Raw genomic sequence first — 22881 nt, forward strand, 5'->3', positions numbered from 1 at the left:
TAAAAGCAACTATGATGGAATCAACAGAGCATACTACCCAAAATCCTCAGGAAAATTATAACGAAGAAATTATTCTTCCTAATAGCGATCGCGAAAATCTCAATATTATCTTCATAGACACAACGGTTCCAGACTATCAAAGCTTAATATTGGGCATACAATCGGATAGCCAAGTTGTTATTCTGGACCCGACAAAAGACGGAATCACCCAAATCACAGAAATTTTGCAGAATGGCAAATATCAGTCCGTTCATATTGTTTCCCACGGGGCGGAAGGTAGCTTGCAACTGGGGTCAGCGCAATTCAATAGCGATACCTTATCTCTCTACACGCAACAGCTATCGCAGTGGGCAAACTTCTTGACAGACGGTGCTGATATTTTGCTTTATGGATGTAATGTGGCATCTGGAGAGAGGGGAGAAGCTTTTGTACAGCAACTGAGCCAGCTCGTGGGTGCTGATATTGCTGCATCGGATGACTTGACCGGAAGTGCAGCTAGCGGGGGTGATTGGGATCTTGAGGTAGCTACTGGCTTTATTGAAGCACCCCTGGCGTTTCAGGTTGGGGTGATGGAAGCTTATAGCAAAGTGTTGGGAATCTTTGAAGTTACAAATACCAATGACAGCGGGCTTGGTTCTTTGCGACAAGCTATTCTTGATGCCAATGCGACTGCTGGTGATGATACGATTTTATTCACTGGCATCTTCACAGACACAAATCCAGACACAATTACTCTCACTTCAGGAGAACTCACTGTTACTGAAGCTGTAACACTTGTAGGTAGTGGGGCAAACAGCCTGACAATCAGTGGGAATAATCTTTCTCGTATCTTTTCTGCTACAGCACCCCTTACCATAGCCAAGTTGAAGATAACTGGCGGAAACGCGATCGCGGGCAATGGCGGTGCTATTTACAGCAATAGCAGTGTTATTATCAACAATAGTACCATTTCCGGTAACACTGCGAACGGTGACGGTGGCGGCATTTGGAGCAGTGGCAATGTTACCATTGCCAACAGCACTATTTCTGGTAACACAGCTTCGTCAGGTGGAGGGGTTTATAGCGCTAATAACATTGCGATCGCCAACAGCACTATTTCTGGGAATACAGCGAAAGGTTCTGGAGGGGGAGTTTTTGGTAGCAATGGAACTATCAGTAACAGTACTATTACAGAGAATATTGCTGATAGCGATAATGACAATATCGGTGATGGTGGTGGTGTTTACAACAATGGTGGAACGATTAGCGTTGTTAATAGCATCATTGCTGGCAATAGTGACAAAGGCAATCAAGCTTCTGATGTTGCTGGTAGCACTTTCAACGGTAATGCGAATAACCTGATTGGTAGTGTTAGTGGTATATCTTCAAGCACTCTTGGCACTGGTTCAGATATTATCGCCTCCGATCCCAAACTTGCTCCTTTAGCTGATAATGGTGGTCCTACCCAGACTCACGCTCTGCTTATAGGTAGCCCCGCTATTAATGCAGGTAGCAACACACAAAGCAACCCAAATTTACCAACAACAGATCAACGAGGCAGTACGCGAACTATTGGTAATATTGTTGACATTGGTGCCATTGAATCTGATTTTGTTCCTCCAAAAGTTAACTTCGGTGTTGCCACCTACAGTATTGCAGAAGACAATAACGCGATCGCAGTTGAGATCTCTGTTACCTTAGACAGTATTCCACCAACTGACGTGACTGTCCCGATTGTTATCAACAGTAACAGTACAGCCACAGCAGACCAAGATTATACTGTTTCCTCAAGCGCTGTCACCTTTACGGCAGGCGCAACAGGTACAGAGTTAACAAAAGTTTTTACTGTTACCATCAAACCCGACACTCTCCCGGAGAATGACGAAACAATTGTATTCAACTTTGGCGCTCTTAAAGGTGCGGTCGCCGGAACAATAACAGAAACGACTCTGACTATTGCTGCTAATGACCCTATTGTGTACGGTATTTCTACCACAACGACAACTCCTATTGATGAAGGTAATAGTGGCACTAAGAGCATTACCCTTACTGTGACTCGAAGTGGGGGTACTGGAGTAGAAAGTACAGTAGACTTTGCCTTAAACGGAACAGCAACTTTTGGTAATGATTACAACATTACTGTTGAAAGTGGAGGAACTTCCTCATCTGGAACTATAAACTTTGCTCCTGGAGAGACACAGAAGACAATTACAGTCGATCTTGTAGGTGATGATGTATATGAAACCAATGAAGATATTACGGTTACTTTAAGCAATCCCCAGCCAACCACTGCTCCTGCAAATTCAACAATTGAGACAAGTGCAGCAGCAGTAACAATCGCGATCGTGAATGATGATGCTGTTCCCAGTGTCAGTATCGAGGATGTCACTGTCAATGAAGGCGACACAGCAACATTAACCGTCACCTTATCCAACCCCAGCTATCAAACCATTAATGTTAGCTACAGCACCAGCGATGGCACTGCGACAACTGGAGATGACGATTATGTAACACCCACCGCATCAACAATCACCTTTGCACCGGGCGAAACCAGCAAAACCATTACCGTCGTCACCCAACAGGACAACAAATTTGAATTAGACGAGACATTTAAAGTTCAACTGACACCTGAGAGCAATGCCACATTAGGAAGCAAAGGTGAGGCGGTTGTCACGATCGAGAATGATGATGCTGTTCCCAGTGTCAGTATTGAGGATGTCACTGTCAATGAAGGTGAAACAGCAACATTAACCGTCACCTTATCCAACCCCAGCGCTCAAACCATTAATGTTAACTACAGCACCAGCGATGGCACTGCGACAATTGGAGATAACGATTATGTGGTACCCACCACATCAACAATCACCTTCGATCCGGGCGAAACCAGCAAAACCATTACCGTCGTCAGCCAACCTGACAGCAAATTTGAATTAGACGAGACATTTAAAGTTCAGCTAGCACCCGACAGCAATGCCACATTAGGAAGCAAAGGTGAGGCGGTTGTCACGATCGAGAATGATGATGCTGTTCCCAGTGTCAGTATTGAGGATGTCACTGTCAATGAAGGTGAAACAGCAACATTAACCGTCACCTTATCCAACCCCAGCGCTCAAACCATTAATGTTAGCTACAGTATCAGCGATGGCACTGCGACAATTGGAGATAACGATTATGTGACACCCACCACATCAACAATCACCTTCGCTCCGGGCGAAACCAGCAAAACCATTACCGTCGTCAGCCAACAGGACAGCAAATTTGAATTAGACGAGACATTTAAAGTTCAGCTAGCACCTGATAGCAATGCCACATTGGGAAGCAAAGGTGAGGCGGTTGTCACGATCGAGAATGATGATGCTGTTCCCAGTGTCAGTATTGAGGATGTCACTGTTAATGAAGGTGAAACAGCAACATTAACCGTCACCTTGTCCAACCCCAGCGCTCAAACCATTAATGTTAGCTACAGCACCAGCGATGGTACCGCAACAATTGGAGATAACGATTATGTGACACCCACCACATCAACAATCACCTTCGATCCGGGCGAAACTAGCAAAACCATTACCGTCGTCACCCAACCTGACAGCAAATTTGAATTAGACGAGACATTCAAAGTTCAACTGACACCTGAGAGCAATGCCACATTAGGAAGCAAAGGTGAGGCGGTTGTCACGATCGAGAATGATGATGCTGTTCCCAGTGTCAGTATTAGTGATGACGTGACGATTAATGAAGGTGAAACAGCAACATTAACTGTCACCTTGTCCAACCCCAGCGCTCAAACCATTAATGTTAACTACAGTATCAGCGATGGCACTGCGACAATTGGAGATAACGATTATGTGACACCCACCACATCAACAATCACCTTCGCTCCGGGCGAAACCAGCAAAACCATTACCGTCGTCACCCAACAGGACAGCAAATTTGAATTAGACGAGACATTTAAAGTTCAGCTGACACCTGAGAGCAATGCCACATTAGGAAGCAAAGGTGAGGCGGTTGTCACGATCGAGAATGATGATGCTGTTCCCAGTGTCAGTATTAGTGATAACGTGACGATTAATGAAGGTGAAACAGCAACATTAACTGTCACCTTGTCCAACCCCAGCGCTCAAACCATTAATGTTAACTACAGTATCAGCGATGGTACTGCGACAATTGGAGATAACGATTATGTGACACCCACCACATCAACAATCACCTTCGCTCCGGGCGAAACCAGCAAAACCATTACCGTCGTCAGCCAACAGGACAGCAAATTTGAATCAGACGAGACATTTAAAGTTCAGCTGACACCTGAGAGCAATGCCACATTGGGAAGTAAAGGTGAGGCGGTTGTCACTATCAAGAATGATGATGCTGTTCCCAGTGTCAGCATTGAGGATGTCACTGTCAATGAAGGTGACACAGCAACATTAACCGTCACCTTATCCAACCCCAGCGCTCAAACCATTAATGTTAGCTACAGTATCAGCGATGGCACTGCGACAATTGGAGATAACGATTATGTGACACCCACCGCATCAACAATCACCTTCGATCCGGGCGAAACCAGCAAAACCATTACCGTCGTCACCCAACAGGACAGCAAATTTGAATTAGACGAGACATTTAAAGTTCAGCTAGCACCCGACAGCAATGCCACATTGGGAAGCAAAGGTGAGGCGGTTGTCACGATCGAGAATGATGATGCTGTTCCCAGTGTCAGTATTGAGGATGTCACTGTTAATGAAGGTGAAACAGCAACATTAACCGTCACCTTGTCCAACCCCAGCGCTCAAACCATTAATGTTAGCTACAGCACCAGCGATGGTACCGCAACAATTGGAGATAACGATTATGTGACACCCACCACATCAACAATCACCTTCGATCCGGGCGAAACTAGCAAAACCATTACCGTCGTCACCCAACCTGACAGCAAATTTGAATTAGACGAGACATTCAAAGTTCAACTGACACCTGAGAGCAATGCCACATTAGGAAGCAAAGGTGAGGCGGTTGTCACGATCGAGAATGATGATGCTGTTCCCAGTGTCAGTATTAGTGATGACGTGACGATTAATGAAGGTGAAACAGCAACATTAACTGTCACCTTGTCCAACCCCAGCGCTCAAACCATTAATGTTAACTACAGTATCAGCGATGGCACTGCGACAATTGGAGATAACGATTATGTGACACCCACCACATCAACAATCACCTTCGCTCCGGGCGAAACCAGCAAAACCATTACCGTCGTCACCCAACAGGACAGCAAATTTGAATTAGACGAGACATTTAAAGTTCAGCTGACACCTGAGAGCAATGCCACATTAGGAAGCAAAGGTGAGGCGGTTGTCACGATCGAGAATGATGATGCTGTTCCCAGTGTCAGTATTAGTGATAACGTGACGATTAATGAAGGTGAAACAGCAACATTAACTGTCACCTTGTCCAACCCCAGCGCTCAAACCATTAATGTTAACTACAGTATCAGCGATGGTACTGCGACAATTGGAGATAACGATTATGTGACACCCACCACATCAACAATCACCTTCGCTCCGGGCGAAACCAGCAAAACCATTACCGTCGTCAGCCAACAGGACAGCAAATTTGAATCAGACGAGACATTTAAAGTTCAGCTGACACCTGAGAGCAATGCCACATTGGGAAGTAAAGGTGAGGCGGTTGTCACTATCAAGAATGATGATGCTGTTCCCAGTGTCAGCATTGAGGATGTCACTGTCAATGAAGGTGACACAGCAACATTAACCGTCACCTTATCCAACCCCAGCGCTCAAACCATTAATGTTAGCTACAGTATCAGCGATGGCACTGCGACAATTGGAGATAACGATTATGTGACACCCACCGCATCAACAATCACCTTCGATCCGGGCGAAACCAGCAAAACCATTACCGTCGTCACCCAACAGGACAGCAAATTTGAATTAGACGAGACATTTAAAGTTCAGCTAGTACCTGACAGCAATGCCACATTGGGAAGTAAAGGTGAGGCGGTTGTCACTATCAAGAATGATGATGCTGTTCCCAGTGTCAGTATTGAGGATGTCACTGTCAATGAAGGTGAAACAGCAACATTAACCGTCACCTTATCCAACCCCAGCGCTCAAACCATCAATGTTAACTACAGCACCAGCGATGGTACCGCGACAATTGGAGATAACGATTATGTGGCACACACCGCATCAACAATCACCTTCGCTCCGGGCGAAACCAGCAAAACCATTACCGTCGTCACCCAACAAGACAACAAATTTGAATTAGACGAGACATTTAAAGTTCAGCTAGTACCTGACAGCAATGCCACATTAGGAAGCAAAGGTGAGGCGGTTGTCACGATCGAGAATGATGATGCTGTTCCCAGTGTCAGTATTGAGGATGTCACTGTCAATGAAGGTGAAACAGCAACATTAACCGTCACCTTATCCAACCCCAGCGCTCAAACCATTAATGTTAACTACAGCACCAGCGATGGCACTGCGACAATTGGAGATAACGATTATGTGGTACCCACCACATCAACAATCACCTTCGATCCGGGCGAAACCAGCAAAACCATTACCGTCGTCAGCCAACCTGACAGCAAATTTGAATTAGACGAGACATTTAAAGTTCAGCTAGCACCCGACAGCAATGCCACATTAGGAAGCAAAGGTGAGGCGGTTGTCACGATCGAGAATGATGATGCTGTTCCCAGTGTCAGTATTGAGGATGTCACTGTCAATGAAGGTGAAACAGCAACATTAACCGTCACCTTATCCAACCCCAGCGCTCAAACCATCAATGTTAACTACAGCACCAGCGATGGTACCGCGACAATTGGAGATAACGATTATGTGGTACCCACCGCATCAACAATCACCTTCGCTCCGGGCGAAACCAGCAAAACCATTACCGTCGTCACCCAACAGGACAGCAAATTTGAATTAGACGAGACATTTAAAGTTCAGCTAGCACCTGAGAGCAATGCCACATTGGGAAGCAAAGGTGAGGCGATTGTCACTATCAAGAATGATGATGCTCTCCCCAGTATCAGTATTAGTGATGATGTGACAATTAACGAAGGTGGTACTGCCACATTTACTCTTACTCTTTCAAATCCCACCGCTCAATTTGTCACTGTCAATTACGCCACCAGTGATGGTAGCGCGACAAGTGTAGATGCTGATTACGAAGTTTTAAATGTTTCTACACTCGCTTTTGCTCCCGGTGAAACCAGCAAAACCATCTCTGTTGTGACCAAACAAGACAACAAATTTGAAGTAGATGAGACATTCAGCATTCAGTTTTTTGACCCCAGCAATGCCAGTCTTACCAAATCGCAGGCAACAGTGACGATCGCTAACGATGATGCACCGCCTAGTATCAAGATTGATGATGTCAGAATAACCGAGGGTAGTAATGCCAATTTTACCATTACCCTCTCCAATCCCAGCAGTCAACAAATTACTGTCAATTACAACACCAGCGATGGGAGTGCTACAACTGTAGATGGTGATTATGAGGGCTTGAGCGGAGCTTCAGTCGTTTTTGCTCCTGGTGAAACTAGCAAGATTATTAGCGTGGTTACCAAAGATGACAACATCTTTGAGCTTGATGAGACATTTAACGTTAACCTCTCTACATCTAGCAACGCTACTTTTGAAAAAGCCACAGGAATTGCTACTGTTACCAGTGAAGATCTTCAACCCAGTATCAGTATTGATGAGGTTGCGATCGCCGGTGAAAATAACACTGCTACGTTCAATGTCACTCTCTCCAACCCCAGTACTCAACAAATCACAGTCAATTATAAAACTAGTAACGGTAGCGCTATTGCAGACACCGATTACAATGCTTTGAATGACATTCTTACTTTTGCTCCTGGTGAAACCACCAAGACCATTAGCGTTGTTACAAAAGACGACAACATCTTTGAAGCTGATGAGACGTTTAATATTGAACTTTTTACACCAAGCAATGCAACTCTTGCCAAAGACAAGGGTCTTGTTGTTATCATTAGTGACGATCCAAAACCAACTGTCAGTATTAGTGATGACGTTACCGTTACAGAAGGCGGTACTGCTACATTTACCCTGACCGTCTCCAACCCTAGCAGTCAACCAATTATTGTCAACTATACTACCAGTGATGGGACAGCCACGGTTGTAGATAATGATTACAATGCTGTCAAGATGGGAACAATCACCTTTGCTCCTGGTGAAATGAGCAAGACCATTGATATTGTAACTAAAAGCGATAAACAATTTGAGACTGATGAGAAATTCAACGTCAATTTCTCTCTTGCTCCAGAGAGTAACGCAACTCTCAGTAAAAACCAAGCCATTGTTACCGTCACCAACGATGACCCTCAACCTACCATAAGCATTCAGAATACCTTGTTAAAAGAAGGTGACACTGCCAATTTCTCTGTCACTCTTTCCAATCCCAGTTATGAAGTGATTGAGGTCAGTTACAACACTGCTGATGGTAGCGCCACTATTGCAGATGGTGACTATATAGCAGGAACTAACAAACTTATCTTCAATCCAACAGAAACCAACAAAACAATAAGTATTGCAACAAATATCGATGCGAAAATTGAGGATGTGGAGACATTCTCTGTGATACTTTCCGAGGCAAAAAATGCAACTATTTCCATTAACAAAGGAATTGGTGTCATTAACATTCCAACGATTTTAAACGGTACATCTGGACCAGATCTTTTAGTAGGAACCCAAAATAGCGATCGCATTTATGGACTAGAGGATAATGACACTATCATCGGTGGCTTGGGATTTGATGAGATTGACGCAGGCGATGGTGACGATACCGTTTTTGGTGACACAGTCAATAGTGTTAGCAATAGTACCTCTATCAATAGCGATGTTATCAAAGGTGGTAACGGTAACGATCGCATCTTTGGTGGCGATGGGGATGACTGGGTTTACGGGGAAGCTGGTGACGACCTACTCTGGGGTAACGACGGTCAAGATCTACTTTGGGGCGGTGCTGGAAACGATTACCTTACAGGCGGTCAAGGAAACGATCGATTTGTTCTTGCTTCAGGTGAAGGAACAGATACTATCAATGATTTCCATGTAGGAGAGGATGTCATTTATCTGGTGAATGGTTTAAAGCTCTCCGATTTGTCAAGGACTACATTTCTGGGTAGCACCTTGATCTATGAAAATTCACAAGAAAATAGCGATCGCAAAATCCTCGCCATTATCACCGGAGTGAATTCATCAGCTTTGACCGATAGCTCTTTCGTCGTTCAATGACCTCTAGGGCGTGTTTGGCTTATAGGGATCTAACACGCGTAAAAACACGCCCTAGCAATACTTCTTCTGAAATCTCTGTCAAAGATCCAGATTTTTTTCCGTAAAACTACGCTAGTTGTTAATTCAGACAGAGCATAAATTGTGATAGAGACTGAAAGCCATAACTGCTAACAAGCAGTGACATTGCGATGCGCTTGGCTTTTGGAATCAACGTTACGTAAACAAATGGATAACACTAAATTTTAGAGTCAGCAGGTACCTGTTTTGACTCAAATTTCTATTGGAATAAAAGCAATTATGAAGAATTTGACAGACAGCGATCGCCAAACTTACAAAAAAAATTATACTCAAAAATCAGTAGTTACAAATCCAGAGACAGATAATCTAAACATAATCTTTATAGATACGTCAGTCTCAGATTACCAAAGCCTAATATCTGATATAAAACCCGGTTACCAAGTTATTCTCCTAGACCCATCTAAAGATGGAATTACTCAAATTACGGAGTCTTTGCAGGGAAGTATATACCAATCCATTCACATTATTTCTCATGGTGCAGAAGCTAACTTGCAACTCGGAGCGACTCAACTCAACAACGAGACTCTAGAAATTTACCAACAACAGTTGCAGCAATGGGCAAATTCTTTAACTGATGATGCTGATATTTTGCTTTACGGTTGTAACATTGCATCTGGTGAAGTTGGCAAAGCTTTTGTGCAACAACTAGCAGAAATTACAGGGGCTGATGTCACTGCTTCTGAGGATGTTACGGGAAACACTGCTCTTGGGGGAAATTGGGATTTAGAAGTTACAACAGGGGAAATTGAGTCTAATAGTGCTTTTACACCAGAGGTAACGAATACTTACAAGTCAATTTTACCTATTTCCTTTAATCCGTTTGACATATCAGGTTCAGCACCCTCCTCGATCGCGGTAGGTGACTTTAACAATGATGGTAATTCCGATATAGCAGTAGCACAACAATCTAATAGTGTTTCAGTGCTGTTGGGTGGTGCTAATGGCAACTTTAATACTGTTGATGAGTATACAGTGGGAGCATCACCTGTTTTTGTGACAACAGGTAACTTTAATCAAGATAATTATTTAGATTTGGTGACAGCCAACTCTGGTTCTAACACTGTTTCGGTATTGTTGGGTATTGGCAATGGTAATTTTGGCTCTACCACCAATGTTGTCATTGGGGCGACGGGGACAAATCCCACTTCTGTGGTTACGGGCGACTTTAATGGCGATGGTGCTTCTGACTTAGCTGTAACAACTAACACTAATAAAGTTTCGGTGGTTTTAAGAAAGAGTGACGGGACTTACACGAATCCTACACTCTATGATGTTGGAACCAATCCCAGTTCGATTGTTGCAAACGACTTCAACGGCGATGGCAAACTCGATTTAGCGATCGCAAACTCTGGTTCAAACAACATTGCTCTGTTATTGGGTAGTGGTGGTGGTGTCTTTAGCAATGCCACTTTTTACGGATTGGGTTCGGGAGTTTTAAATCCCAAATCCATAATTGTTAGCGATTTCAATGGAGATGGTAGGCGCGATCTTGCAGTTGCAAACTCTGGTTCCAACAACGTTACCGTATTGTTGGGCAATAATATTGGTGGTTTTGGGAATGTGACCAATTATGGAGTTGAAGCAAGCCCTTCATCTATTACTGTTGGTGATTTCAATAAAGACGGGAAATTAGACTTAGCCCTTGCAACAGGGTCTAGTACTGGTAGCATCTCGCTGTTATTGGGTAATGGTAGCGGGGGCTTTAGCAGTACCAATAGGGTGACTGTCGGGTCCAATCCCGTGTCTGTCGCTGCTAATGACTTTAATAAGGATGGAAAAACTGACTTAGTTGTTGCCAATTCTGGTTCCAATAACTTTTCGATACTGCTAAATGAATCTATTAATAGTACGCCTATCAATATAGTTCCTAGCAGTCAAACTACTAAAGAAGAAACAGCACTGACTTTTAATACCATTTCCATTAGCGATGCAGATGCGCTTAACAATCCTGTTGAAGTAACATTGAATACTAGTAATGGCACTCTCTCTTTAGCAACTACAACAGGGATTAGCGTCCAAGGCGATAAAACTGGTAATGTCATTCTTTTGGGAACGGTAACCAACATTAATGCTGCTTTAAACGGTTTGAGTTTTGCCCCAAATCAAAACTTCAATGGCACTGCTACAATTCAGATTAAGACAGATGACAAAGGGAATACAGGTGCTGACGGAGCTAAGATCGCTACAAATACTTTTAATGTTAGCGTTACACCTGTTAATGATGCTCCTGTCTTGTTCTCCAACTCCGTTATTCTTTATGCAGAAGCCGATGCATGGGTAGACTCATCCGATACTCAAGCAAACTACGGTAGCAGTACGGCTTTGAGCGTAGACAATCAAAGCGACAGTCAGTCTGAGGCATATATCCGTTTTAACTTGAGTTCCTTGCCTAACGGCATGAATAACGTGTTAACTTCTGCAACTTTCAGAGTCACGGGCTCGGCTTCAAGCGGTAGTTACACTCACAATCTTTACTACATAGATAGCGATACTTGGCAAGAAAATTCTATTACTTGGGCAAACAAACCTTTTTATCAACAAATACAGTCGTGGTCGCTACAATCTAACAGCGGTGCGATTCAAACCTATACTGTCGATACAACAGCCCCAGTGCAAGCTGAATTGTCAGGTTCGGGCAATAAACAACTGTCATACGTCATCAACAATTTTAGCACTGCAGGTAATGCCGTTGATTATTACTCTAGAGAGAGTGGTTCGAGCTTTGTTCCAAGACTGGAACTTTCTTTCTCGCCCATCTCTTTAACCGCAATCGATGAGGACGATACTAAAAATAGCGGCACTTTGGTTTCTGCAATTGTTAACGGTCGCATTTCTGATGCAGATTCAGCAGCACAAAGAGGAATAGCTGTTATCGGAAGTAATAACGGTAACGGTCAGTGGCAATACTCGCTCGATAATGGTGTCAATTGGACTGGTTTTAGCACTTCTTTATCTTCAAGTGCGGCTCTATTACTAGCGGCGGATAGCAGTACAAGAGTTCGTTTTGTCCCTAAAGAAAACTTTGTCGGTACGATCGCAAACGGTATAACCTTCCGCGCTTGGGACCGCACATCTGGTATAAATGGCGGCACATCTGATACTTCTATCAATGGCGGTACAACTGCTTTCAGTGTAGAAATTGCAACAGCAGACATCAAAATAAACGCTGTTAATGATGCTCCTGTGATTACCGCACCTATAGAATTAACCGCAGAAGAAGACCAACCTCTAATTATCAATGCAAGCAATGGTGCTATTTCTATTAGCGATGTGGATGCAGGTAACCAACCGGTTGCGGTAACTCTCACGGCTACCAATGGCACTATAAGTTTGAATAGCAGTGGGGCATTGCCTTTTACGTTCACCAATGGTGATGGTGTTGAAGATGTCAGTATGTCCTTTACTGGAACTCTTGCTAATATCAATACTGCACTTCTAGGCATGAAGTTTCAGGCAACACCTAACACAACTGATGGTAAAATTGCGATCGGTGTGAATGACTTAGGGAAAACTGGATCGGGAGGACCAAAAACCAGCGATCGTAGTGTCAATATCAAGATTAATCCTGTTAACGATGCTCCTGTCAACACGGTACCTACTGCATTACAAACTACAGCAGAAGAAACCGCCCTTGTCTTTGGTGCCAATCAAATTCAAATTAGCGATGCTGATGCTGCAGATAACATAGTTGAAGTCAAATTAACTGCTGCTAACGGTACTCTCAGCTTAGCAAGTACCGCTGAGGTTAACATTACAGGCAACACCACGGGGCAAGTTACAATCGGTGGCACAATTCCTAAAATTAATACTGCCCTAAACAGTCTTAGCTTCACGCCAGCACTTAACTTTAATGGCGATACAACAGTTCAAATCACCACAAATGATAAAGGGAATACAGGTGCGGGAGGAGAAAAAAGCGACACAGATACCATTAGCATCTACGTCTTACCCGTCAACGATGCGCCTGTCATCCTTTCCAACTCCATCACAGTTAAGACAGCAATTACAGAAGATGACATCAACAACAACGGCATTTTAGTCTCTGAAATCGTAACTGGTAACGCAAATGATGTAGATGCAGGAGCGTTACAAGGGATTGCTATTATCAAAACCAACACTACCAACGGTCAGTGGCAATATTCAACCGATGGAGGTTTTTCCTGGAACGAGTTTGGTACTGTCTCTACAAGTTCAGCATTATTACTAGCATCAGATCTCAATACAAAGATTCGATTTATACCCAATACTAACTTTACTGGCAGCATTAGTGACGGTCTTACCTTCCACGCTTGGGACCAAACTGGTGGTTCTAACGGTGGAAGATTTGATGTCTCTGTCAACGGTCTGACAACTCCCTTTAGTTCTACCACTGCGACTGCTGCCTTTACGGTCAGTCCCGTGAATGACGAGCCTGTCATTAACGCACCAGTGGAGCTGACTGCAGACGAAGATACACCTTTGGTTATTAATGCAAGTAACGGTGTTATCTCTATTGCTGATATAGATGCAGGTGACAGCAGTTTACTCAGCGTGACACTCAATGCTACCAATGGCACTATCAGTTTGAATGGCACGAAAGAAGGATTGGTCTTCACCAGTACTGGTAGCGATGGTATTGAAGATGCCACCATGACATTTACTGGTACTCTTGCCAACATCAACACGGCACTTCTGGGAATGAAATTCCATCCCGCTCTTAACTCTGTCCTTCCAGGTAAGATCGATATTACCGTTGATGACAAAGGAAATACGGGCAGTGGAGGAGCAAAAACTGCTACAAGCAGCGTCATAGTTAAGATTAACCCTGTTAACGATGCGCCTGTCAACACGGTTCCAACTGCGCTACAGACGACAAATGAAGACATGGCGCTTGTCTTTAGCACTCAAACAAGCAATCAAATTCTCATTGCCGATCTAGATGCAGAAGAGAATCCAACCAGCCCAGATGTTCGAGTTACATTGGCTGCAACCAATGGAATTCTGAAATTGGCAAATTTTGATGGCATTACAGTTACGGGAGATAGCACGAGCACCATTACCCTCACGGGTAGAGTTTCCAGCATTAATTCTTCTCTAAACGGGTTGAGTTTCCTTCCCTTCCAAAACTACAGTGGTGTTGCTGAAATTAAAGTCACCACAAACGATCGAGGCAATACAGGTGCGGGGGGAGAAAAAATTGACGAAGATACCATCAAGATTGTTGTTAACCCGTTTAATGATGCACCCGTTCTCGTCTCTGATACTCTCAGTGTTTATGCTGAAGCTGATGCTTGGGTGAATTCGGCTTCTCCTTCTAGGAACTACGGTAGCGACACAACCTTAAAAGTAAGAGGCGTCCAAAACGGTTCGCAACAAACTTACGTGCGGTTTAACCTTGCTTCTCTACCCAATGGTCTTGCAAGTGTACTGAAGACTGCTACTTTCCAAATGAGTGGCAGTAGTTCGGAATTTGGGAATGAAGACTACCACTCGATTTATTTTGTCTCCAATGATGCTTGGCAAGAAAATACGATCGCTTGGAGAGACAAGCCAGCTTATCAAACTCAGGCTTTAGGTACGTGGGCGATCGCATACAATAGTTTTCAACAAAATACAGTCAATGTCAGTTCTCAATTTCTTACAGAACTTTCAGGAGACAAAAAACTCTCTTTAGTTGTCAACCACATTGACTTTAATAAACCTGGGCTTGCCTACAATTACCAATCTAGAGAAAACCAAACCAATGTTCCACAATTAATTCTTACTCTCAATCCTATCTCTGTCGCAGCCATTGATGAGGACAACACGAACAACGAGGGGACACTTGTATCTGCAATTGTCGCAGGTCGGGTACTTGACAGCGATCTTGAAGCGTTGCAGGGAATAGCAGTTCTTGCCAAAGACAACACAAACGGTAAGTGGCAGTATTCCACAGATGGTACCTGGATTGACTTTGGTAATGTCTCAGAAAGTTCGGCTCGATTGTTAGCAGCTGATGATAAGACCAAAGTTCGCTTTGTCCCAAACACTAACTTTACGGGTGCGATCGCGCAAGGGCTTTCCTTCCGAATTTGGGATCGAACCAACGGTAGCAACGGTGGAACCGCCGATATAAATAACAACGGAGGTTCAACTTCCTTTAGTACGGACATTGCGTATGCTGCGATAAACGTCAAGCCAGTCAATGACACTCCCATTATTAACGTCCCTGCAAAGAAAACCACCAAAGAAGACACAACACTTGTATTTGCACAAACAGGTGGTGTCGTCTCAATTAGCGATGTTGATTTAGGCGATAGCAGCCCCCTTGAAGTTGAAGTCACGCTAAAAGTCGTCAATGGCAATGGAACCATCAGTTTAAACGATATTTCGGGATTGAGCGTCCCAAGTGGCAATGGTACAGAAAATATGACTTTTACTGGCACCATTGCTAACATTAACACTGCACTCGCAAGCATGCAGTTTCTTCCCAAAGCCAACTTCTTTGGTACTGAAACCGTAGAAATTACTGTCAATGACAAAGGAAATATTGGCAGTGGCGGCGCAAAGACAATTACGAACAGCGTTAGCATTGATGTTCAATCCATTAACGATGCTCCTGTCAATACCGTTCTCAATAAAGAACTCACAATTCTTGAAGACACACCCATTATCTTTAGTGGTAACAACCTCATCTCTATTAGCGATTTAGATGCAGGCAATCAACCCGTTGAGGTGACACTCACTGCTACTAATGGCACGATCGCTTTAAGTAGCACTAAAGAATTACAATTTACCTATGGTAGCGATCGCAGCAACGGTATGATTTTTACAGGAACCATTGCTAACATCAACACCGCACTTGCTGGCATGACCTTTAACCCAACACCTGAATTTTCGGGTATTGCCAGCGTAAAAATAACAACCAGTGATTTGGGGAACAGTGGTAGCTCGAACAATCCAGATGATGATGAAGTTTTAACTGCCACAGACACAATTAACATCACTCTCCAATCTGTTAACGATCCTCCTGTCAATCAGGTTCCTGGAAAATTGACGACAGATGAAGATAAACCAATCGTCTTCAGCAAAGAAAATGGAAATCTCATCTCCATTAGCGATCCCGATGCTGGTGCCAACCCAGTCCAAGTCACATTGATTGTCACGAATGGCACTCTTAGTTTAAGTGGTACTGCAGGATTACGTATTTGGAACGGCAATAGTGACGGTCTCAATAATGCCACCATGACTTTTAGTGGCACTATTGCAGATATCAATACTGCGCTTGCTGGCATGACCTTTAAACCAACACCTAACTATTCTGGTTCCATCCCAGCAACTATAGAAATAACAACTGATGATTTGGGGAATAGTGGCGGTAGCTTTGCCACGGACAAGGACACAATTGAAATTGCTGTTAACTCTTTTAACGATCCTCCCGTTCATACCTTCCCTAACGAAGTCACCACACAGGAAGACACACCATTTATCTTTAGTGGCGCACAACTTATCTCTGTGAGCGATGCTGATGCTGGTTCCAATCAAGTTGAGGTGACGCTAACGGCTGCGAAAGGAAATCTCAGTTTAAGTGGTACTACAGGATTATTCATTACTACAGGTGATGGAATCGATGATGAGAAAATCATCTTTAAAGGAACTCTAGGTAATATTAACGCTGCTCTTACGGGGATGACCTTTAAGCCTGCAGCTAATGTTTTTGGAGAAGGTAGTATCACAATTGCAACCAATGACTTGGGAAATACAGGTGGTTCTGCTGTTACAGTTACCAACACCGTCAAAATTATCATTGAGCCAATTAACGAACCCCCTGTTAATTTAGTACCCATCACAGCCCAATCTACGATCGCAAACACTTCGCTTGTCTTCAGCCAAGCCACCAACAATCGCATCTCTATTAGCGATATTGATGCACTCAATAACCCCGTTCAGGTGACACTCACTGCAACAAATGGCAATCTCAGTTTAAATGCTAACAGCATTGCGAAATTAGATTTTTCTCAAGGCGCAGGCGATGGCACCAATGATGCTAGCATGACCTTTACAGGTACAATGGATGACATCAACGCCGCACTGGATGGCATGAAGTTCAATCCCACTGCTGATTTCTCTGGTGTGGGAAAAGTTGAAATTTTAACCAATGACAGGGGTTATACAGGCAAAGAAGGAGAATTTGGTGCTTTAACAGATAGCGATTCTGTTGACATCACGATTACCCCAGTTGTCAGTATTGCAGCTCTAGATGCCATAGCAAACGAATCGGGGAGCGATCCCGGTACTTTCCGTATCAGTCGTACTGGCACATTCGGTAATTTAACAGTGAATTTTGCCATTGACAACGCAAGTACGGCAAGTGTTAGCGATTACACTCTTAATTTGAAAGACCAAAACAAACTGTTTGTAGAGATTCCTGACGGACAAAGTTTTGTTGATGTTATTCTCACACCGACTGATGATACTTTGCCCGAGGGAGAAGAAGGCTTGCAACTCAATTTAGTTGCAGGTAATAGTTACGTTCTCGATACAGCTAAGAGCAATGCTAAAGTTGTCATTGCTGCTAACGACGCCATCACATACGATATCGTATCAAATCTCTCAACGAATAGTATCAATGAAGGTGACACGGGTGTTCAAACACTAACCTTTACCGTAACAAGAAGTGGTGGCATTGGGATAGCCAGTCAGGTCAACTATGCGATTCAGGGAACATCAGAGTTTGGAAGCGATTACAACAACATACAGGTTACGGGTGGAACAGGTGCTACAACTGGAACTCTCAACTTTACAATGGGCGAAACAACCAAAACCATTAAAGTTGACGTTCTTGGAGACAAAACATTTGAACCGACGGAAACTCTTTCTGTTACTTTAACCAACCCACGCCCGACTGAAGCACCAGCAAGCGCTACAATTACAACCAATCTAGCTGTAGTCCAAATTACGAACGATGACAGTTTACCTGGTATTTCTATTGATGATGCCACTGTAAGTGAAGGAAATACAGCAGTATTTAATGTCTCGCTTTCTAACCCCAGCTACCAACCGATTACTGTAGAATATAGCATTGTTGGTGAAACTGCTACGGTTAACTCTGATTACACGGCAACGGCGTATACAGGAACTCTCACCTTCAACCCTGGGGATATTGGTAAAACCATTAGTGTCGCCGCATTGGTTGACAGCCAATTTGAAGACGCAGAAACCTTTGCTGTGAAACTGGCTAACGCTACCAACTCTGAAATTAAAGACGGGCTCGGAATCGGTACGATCGCTCCTATGAATGCGATCGTCGGTACGCCCGGTTCCGATCGCCTGATGGGAACGACAAATAGCGATCGCATTTTGGGACTTGAAGGCGATGACATTATTATTGCTGGATTCGGTGCTGATGAAATTGATGCTGGAGATGGGAACGACACTGTCTTTGGTGACTCGATCTCATCTGTCACAAATGCGACTTCCAGTACAAGCGATTTGATCAAAGGTGGAAACGGGAGCGATCGTCTTTACGGCAGTGAAGGTAAGGATTGGCTTTATGGTGAAGCGGGAGACGATCTGTTATGGGGTAACGACGGTGCTGATGAATTCTGGGGAGGATTGGGTAACGACTACCTCACGGGTGGAAAAGGCAATGATATTTTTGTTGTAGCAAGAAATGAAGGTATCGATACCATTAACGACTTCCGTGTAGGCGAAGATATCATTCGTCTATCCGGTAGCTTAACCTTCTCCGCTCTATCAATGGTTCAAGTTCTAAACAACACCATTATTGTTGATAATTCCAATCAAAAATATCTGGCAATCTTAGTTGGAGTCCAAGCATCTACTTTAACCGCCAACTCCTTTACCACCATTTAAGGAGGTAGGGGGGGAATTATTTGTTCCCAGGTTCCACCTGTCTCGTTGTCTCGTTCCCAGGCGGAGCCTGGGAAGGCATAGATCGAGGCTCTGCCTCGACTCTATCACTAAAAATTGCCCTAACCCACTTGTCTTACCTTTACCGAATTGTAAAAAAACTATTCCTACAAACTACTCCGCTAGCGATCCTTTCGAGTTAGCTAACGACATTGCACGCGATCGCACTTGGAATACAGCTAGAAACTTGGAATTAGCAGAATTCTTGTTACAACTTAAGAGTGCGCTTGCTAGAGCATCTGCTGCATTTGGATTCTAAATTGCTATGGATTCTACATCTGTTTCAGAACTATTTTATACAAGACTATACCGTTGGCTTCTTCGTGAAATGTATGATGAAGTTGTCTGCGACTTTCCTTTACTGCGTCGAATTAAGGCTGCATCTGCCTTGGAAATCTTAGAAGTTATGGGACAAATACCAGAAGAAAAGCAACTTAGGTTAGCAAATACTATTATTCGGAAAGTGTACCAGCAACAACATAACAACATACTTGACAAAATTGATGAACCTTGGAACGAAAATGACGAGGCAACCTGGAGAGATTTTAACGAAAGAGCAAGAACGACCAACAGATATAAATGGTTAAAGGAATTTAGAGTTTTTGAAGCCCTATTTCCAATTAATTTACGGCTTCTAAAAGAGACTATTATTCAAAAACTAAATTCTAACAGTAGTTTTGTATTTGAAGATGAAGGTTATCAAATGATCTCAATGTTTGAGCTTAACAGTTGGAAGATTGAGACAAAGATAGAGTTACATGAGCCGCCAAGACAAATTTTAAAATATTATTATATCATCAGCAGCAATGAATGGCTATTAACTGTAGAAAATCTTGATTTATTTAGCTATTTTGGGATTTCTTCTCCTTGGGATTTATTTTCTATGCAAGATTCATCAAATACAGCTGATGTCATATCAACTTCTTGTCAAAGATTTATTCAGGCATTACCTCAACTTTTGGAAAGTATAGGGCAGCCAGAAATTAAAAAAGAAGAAGCTAAACTTTATAAAATGAGGGTAATATCTGGAGCGCTTAAAGAGCAGTTTAAAAAACAGTACTTTCACTGGAGTTTAAGCGATGCTACACGCGAAGTAAATGAATCTTTTCCGTTCCTTAGAAAAATTAATAATAATTGGGCTGCTGATGCTTTGACTGCGATGATAAGTCTAAAAAAGTTAGAACAGTTGAAAGCATCTCAAGCACTTGTAAAATATGCAAATTGGGATTCTCTAGATTCTGAAAATATACTAATGGATAATGAAATGAGTATTCTATATAACACTAGATGTAAAGAAATTCGTTCAGAAAGTACGGACACTAGTTTAAGTTCTTACAGGCAAGTATTAACAATCAAAAGGAAACAACTTAGAAACTTGATTAAAACAAAAATAAAGCCTATTGTTGGTTCAGTTATTGAATCCGATCGCGATTGCTGGAAGCATCAAGTTAAATTTGATAATTGGCAAATTATTACTTATGTGGAATTGGATGATGATCGATTAAGTTACTGGCATCATATATCTGATGCAGAAACTGGAATTTTTGTTATGGGGACAACCCATATTCTAGGCTGGCTAGGGATTGGAGAAACATATTGGAATATTTTTACAGATGCAGATGCATTTAATGCTATAGAAGCCTTATTTTCTGTATGTGAACATTTCATGAAAGCTTTACCTATTATTTTAAATAATTTAGACCCTCATCAGGCTATCCAAGTATATCGAGAATCATAAATGGAAAGCGATTTTTTTCGGGGGAGATAGGCAAGAATTAAGCAGGGTTGATTTCAAAGACTACTCATATAGCAGCCACCTTAGTATTTTCATGAATTTAACCGCCAATTTCACAACCAAATTAAGTGATATATGACTGAAATTTCAATTAATTGGATTTGGAAACCGCTAAACTCAGTTGGACCCTTTAACTTTGGTAATCCAATTTCAGAGTTTGAGAAAGATTACAAATTGGAGTTAATCGAACCTGCAGATGAAATAACTGGCTGGGAAACCTACGGACTAATTCACTATGAGACGCATATATATGTTGAAAATTCCTTAATTATTAGTATAAATTGTTATGACCAACTAATTTATCAAAATCTAGATATCCTTGGGATGACGCTTTCTGAAATTCGTAATCTTTTTGGCAAAGAAAACCAACCAGGTGAACTAAATGGAGATCAAATTTGTATTGAATATGAAGAACTCGGCCTACAACTGTGGTTCCAAGATGACATAGTTACAAGTGCTAGTTGTTATGGTCTGATAGAAGATTAGTAGACAATAGAAGACAAAGATAAAAATATTATTCGCATGACCTAATGACTGTAAACGCACGCCGCATTTTAATTGCGATTACTAGCTCTTGTCCAGACAAACATATCTTTGCTGCTGCTCGTAGACGTTTAAAAAGCTCCCAGACACCCAATACTGCAAGGGCTCTCGAATTTTTGTAGGTTGGACAAACCCAACAAATACCTGTAAATGTTGGGTTTCGTTCCTCAACCCAACCTACGTGTTTTCGCATTTTTAGGCTTAACCGACAAGTATTGCCCAGACACCTCCCGTCTCGATCTGGTGGCTCCGCCTGGGAATGCACAGATTGAGGCTCCGCCTCGACTCTATCTCTAAAAATTGCCCTACCCAATTTCCTCCCCCGGACGAACAGGTAAACCATCAAACACAATCCCACAAAATACGGATAAATTAATATGTTATTTTATTTACTTTTCTTTTCCGTGCAGTCACAATATGAGTTAAAGGTGATATTTTAGTTAAGATATTTGTTTGTATAAGCAAAATGATGTGAGAGGTAGACTTTACAGACGAATTTGAAATGTGGTGGATTGAAACGGAAGGATTCCTATGAAAACTAAGCCTTTTAGCGAACTTCGTAAAAAAATGACACCTCAGCAGCAAGCAGAAAGTGAGATGCAGGCAAATCTTGCACTATTATATTTGACACTTTCTGAAGTTAGGGAATCTGTAGGTAAAACTCAAAGCGAAGTTGCTGATAATATGGGAATAGGTCAACCTGCTCTTTCAAAAATTGAGCATCAGAACGATATTCAGGTTTCTACGCTCTCAAGATATATTACATCTCTCGGCGGAAGTCTCACTATAACAGCACGTTTTCCTAATAGAGAAATTGTCATCACTCAATTTGGAGTGACAGACTCATTACAGCACTGATTTTAGGTGGAGCCGAGATATCTGTATTTTCGGAAATTAACGGTTGAAACATTTGCGCTACATTCATTTGATAATTTGCTACTGAATTGTACGTAATGTCATTTTCAGTAACGAAAAATCAAGCATTTCCAGCCTTTATTTCCGTTCTCGTCCCTATCTCTCGACCTCAATAAAAGTTTTCACCATTTGAAGGCAACTCTTGTAGGGTACTCTTAACAGGAAGGAACAGTAGGACACTTGCTATCAAAGAACCCGCACGTAGCAGGTACCAACCAAAGGGTTCAAATGGTACGGCTAAAAGCAATGGATCTAGTCTGCCAAATCCGCTCTTTTTAGGGAAAGGTTAGTTTTTTTCTGAAACGTAGCCTGAGTAGGATTTTCAGACGATGCATGGCGGCAAAATGAGTCTTGACTACTTTTACCCCTACTTGAGTTAAACTGTGTACTTGGTATAGAGGAGTT

The 22881-nt window shown here is 42.7% G+C and carries 5 protein-coding genes; all 5 read left to right on the plus strand.

Annotation, left to right across the window (positions count from 1 at the left end; genetic code table 11):
• Nucleotides 1-11 precede the first annotated feature (11 nt).
• Nucleotides 12-9254 carry a Calx-beta domain-containing protein gene (locus HC643_RS13840; protein ID WP_167844681.1) on the plus strand — a complete coding sequence of 3081 codons (9243 nt, stop codon included), beginning with the start codon at nt 12-14 and terminating at the stop codon, nt 9252-9254.
• 297 nt (nt 9255-9551) lie between these two features.
• Entirely contained in the window at nt 9552-19166 is a 9615-nt protein-coding gene (locus HC643_RS13845) for a DUF4347 domain-containing protein (protein ID WP_038079151.1), read from the plus strand.
• A 322-nt stretch (nt 19167-19488) separates the two neighbouring features.
• A complete protein-coding gene (locus tag HC643_RS13850; protein WP_050045763.1) occupies nt 19489-20961 on the plus strand; it encodes a hypothetical protein in 1473 nt (490 codons plus the stop codon).
• A 132-nt stretch (nt 20962-21093) separates the two neighbouring features.
• Nucleotides 21094-21504 (plus strand): hypothetical protein, encoded by a 411-nt coding sequence (locus HC643_RS13855; protein ID WP_038079145.1) that lies wholly within the window; start codon nt 21094-21096, stop codon nt 21502-21504.
• Between the two features lie 588 nt (nt 21505-22092).
• Nucleotides 22093-22419, plus strand: coding sequence for a helix-turn-helix domain-containing protein (locus tag HC643_RS13860; protein ID WP_038079143.1), 327 nt, complete (start codon nt 22093-22095; stop codon nt 22417-22419).
• Nucleotides 22420-22881 lie beyond the last annotated feature (462 nt).

The organism is Tolypothrix bouteillei VB521301 (genome assembly GCF_000760695.4).
Taxonomy (GTDB): Bacteria; Cyanobacteriota; Cyanobacteriia; order Cyanobacteriales; family Nostocaceae; genus Scytonema; species Scytonema bouteillei_A.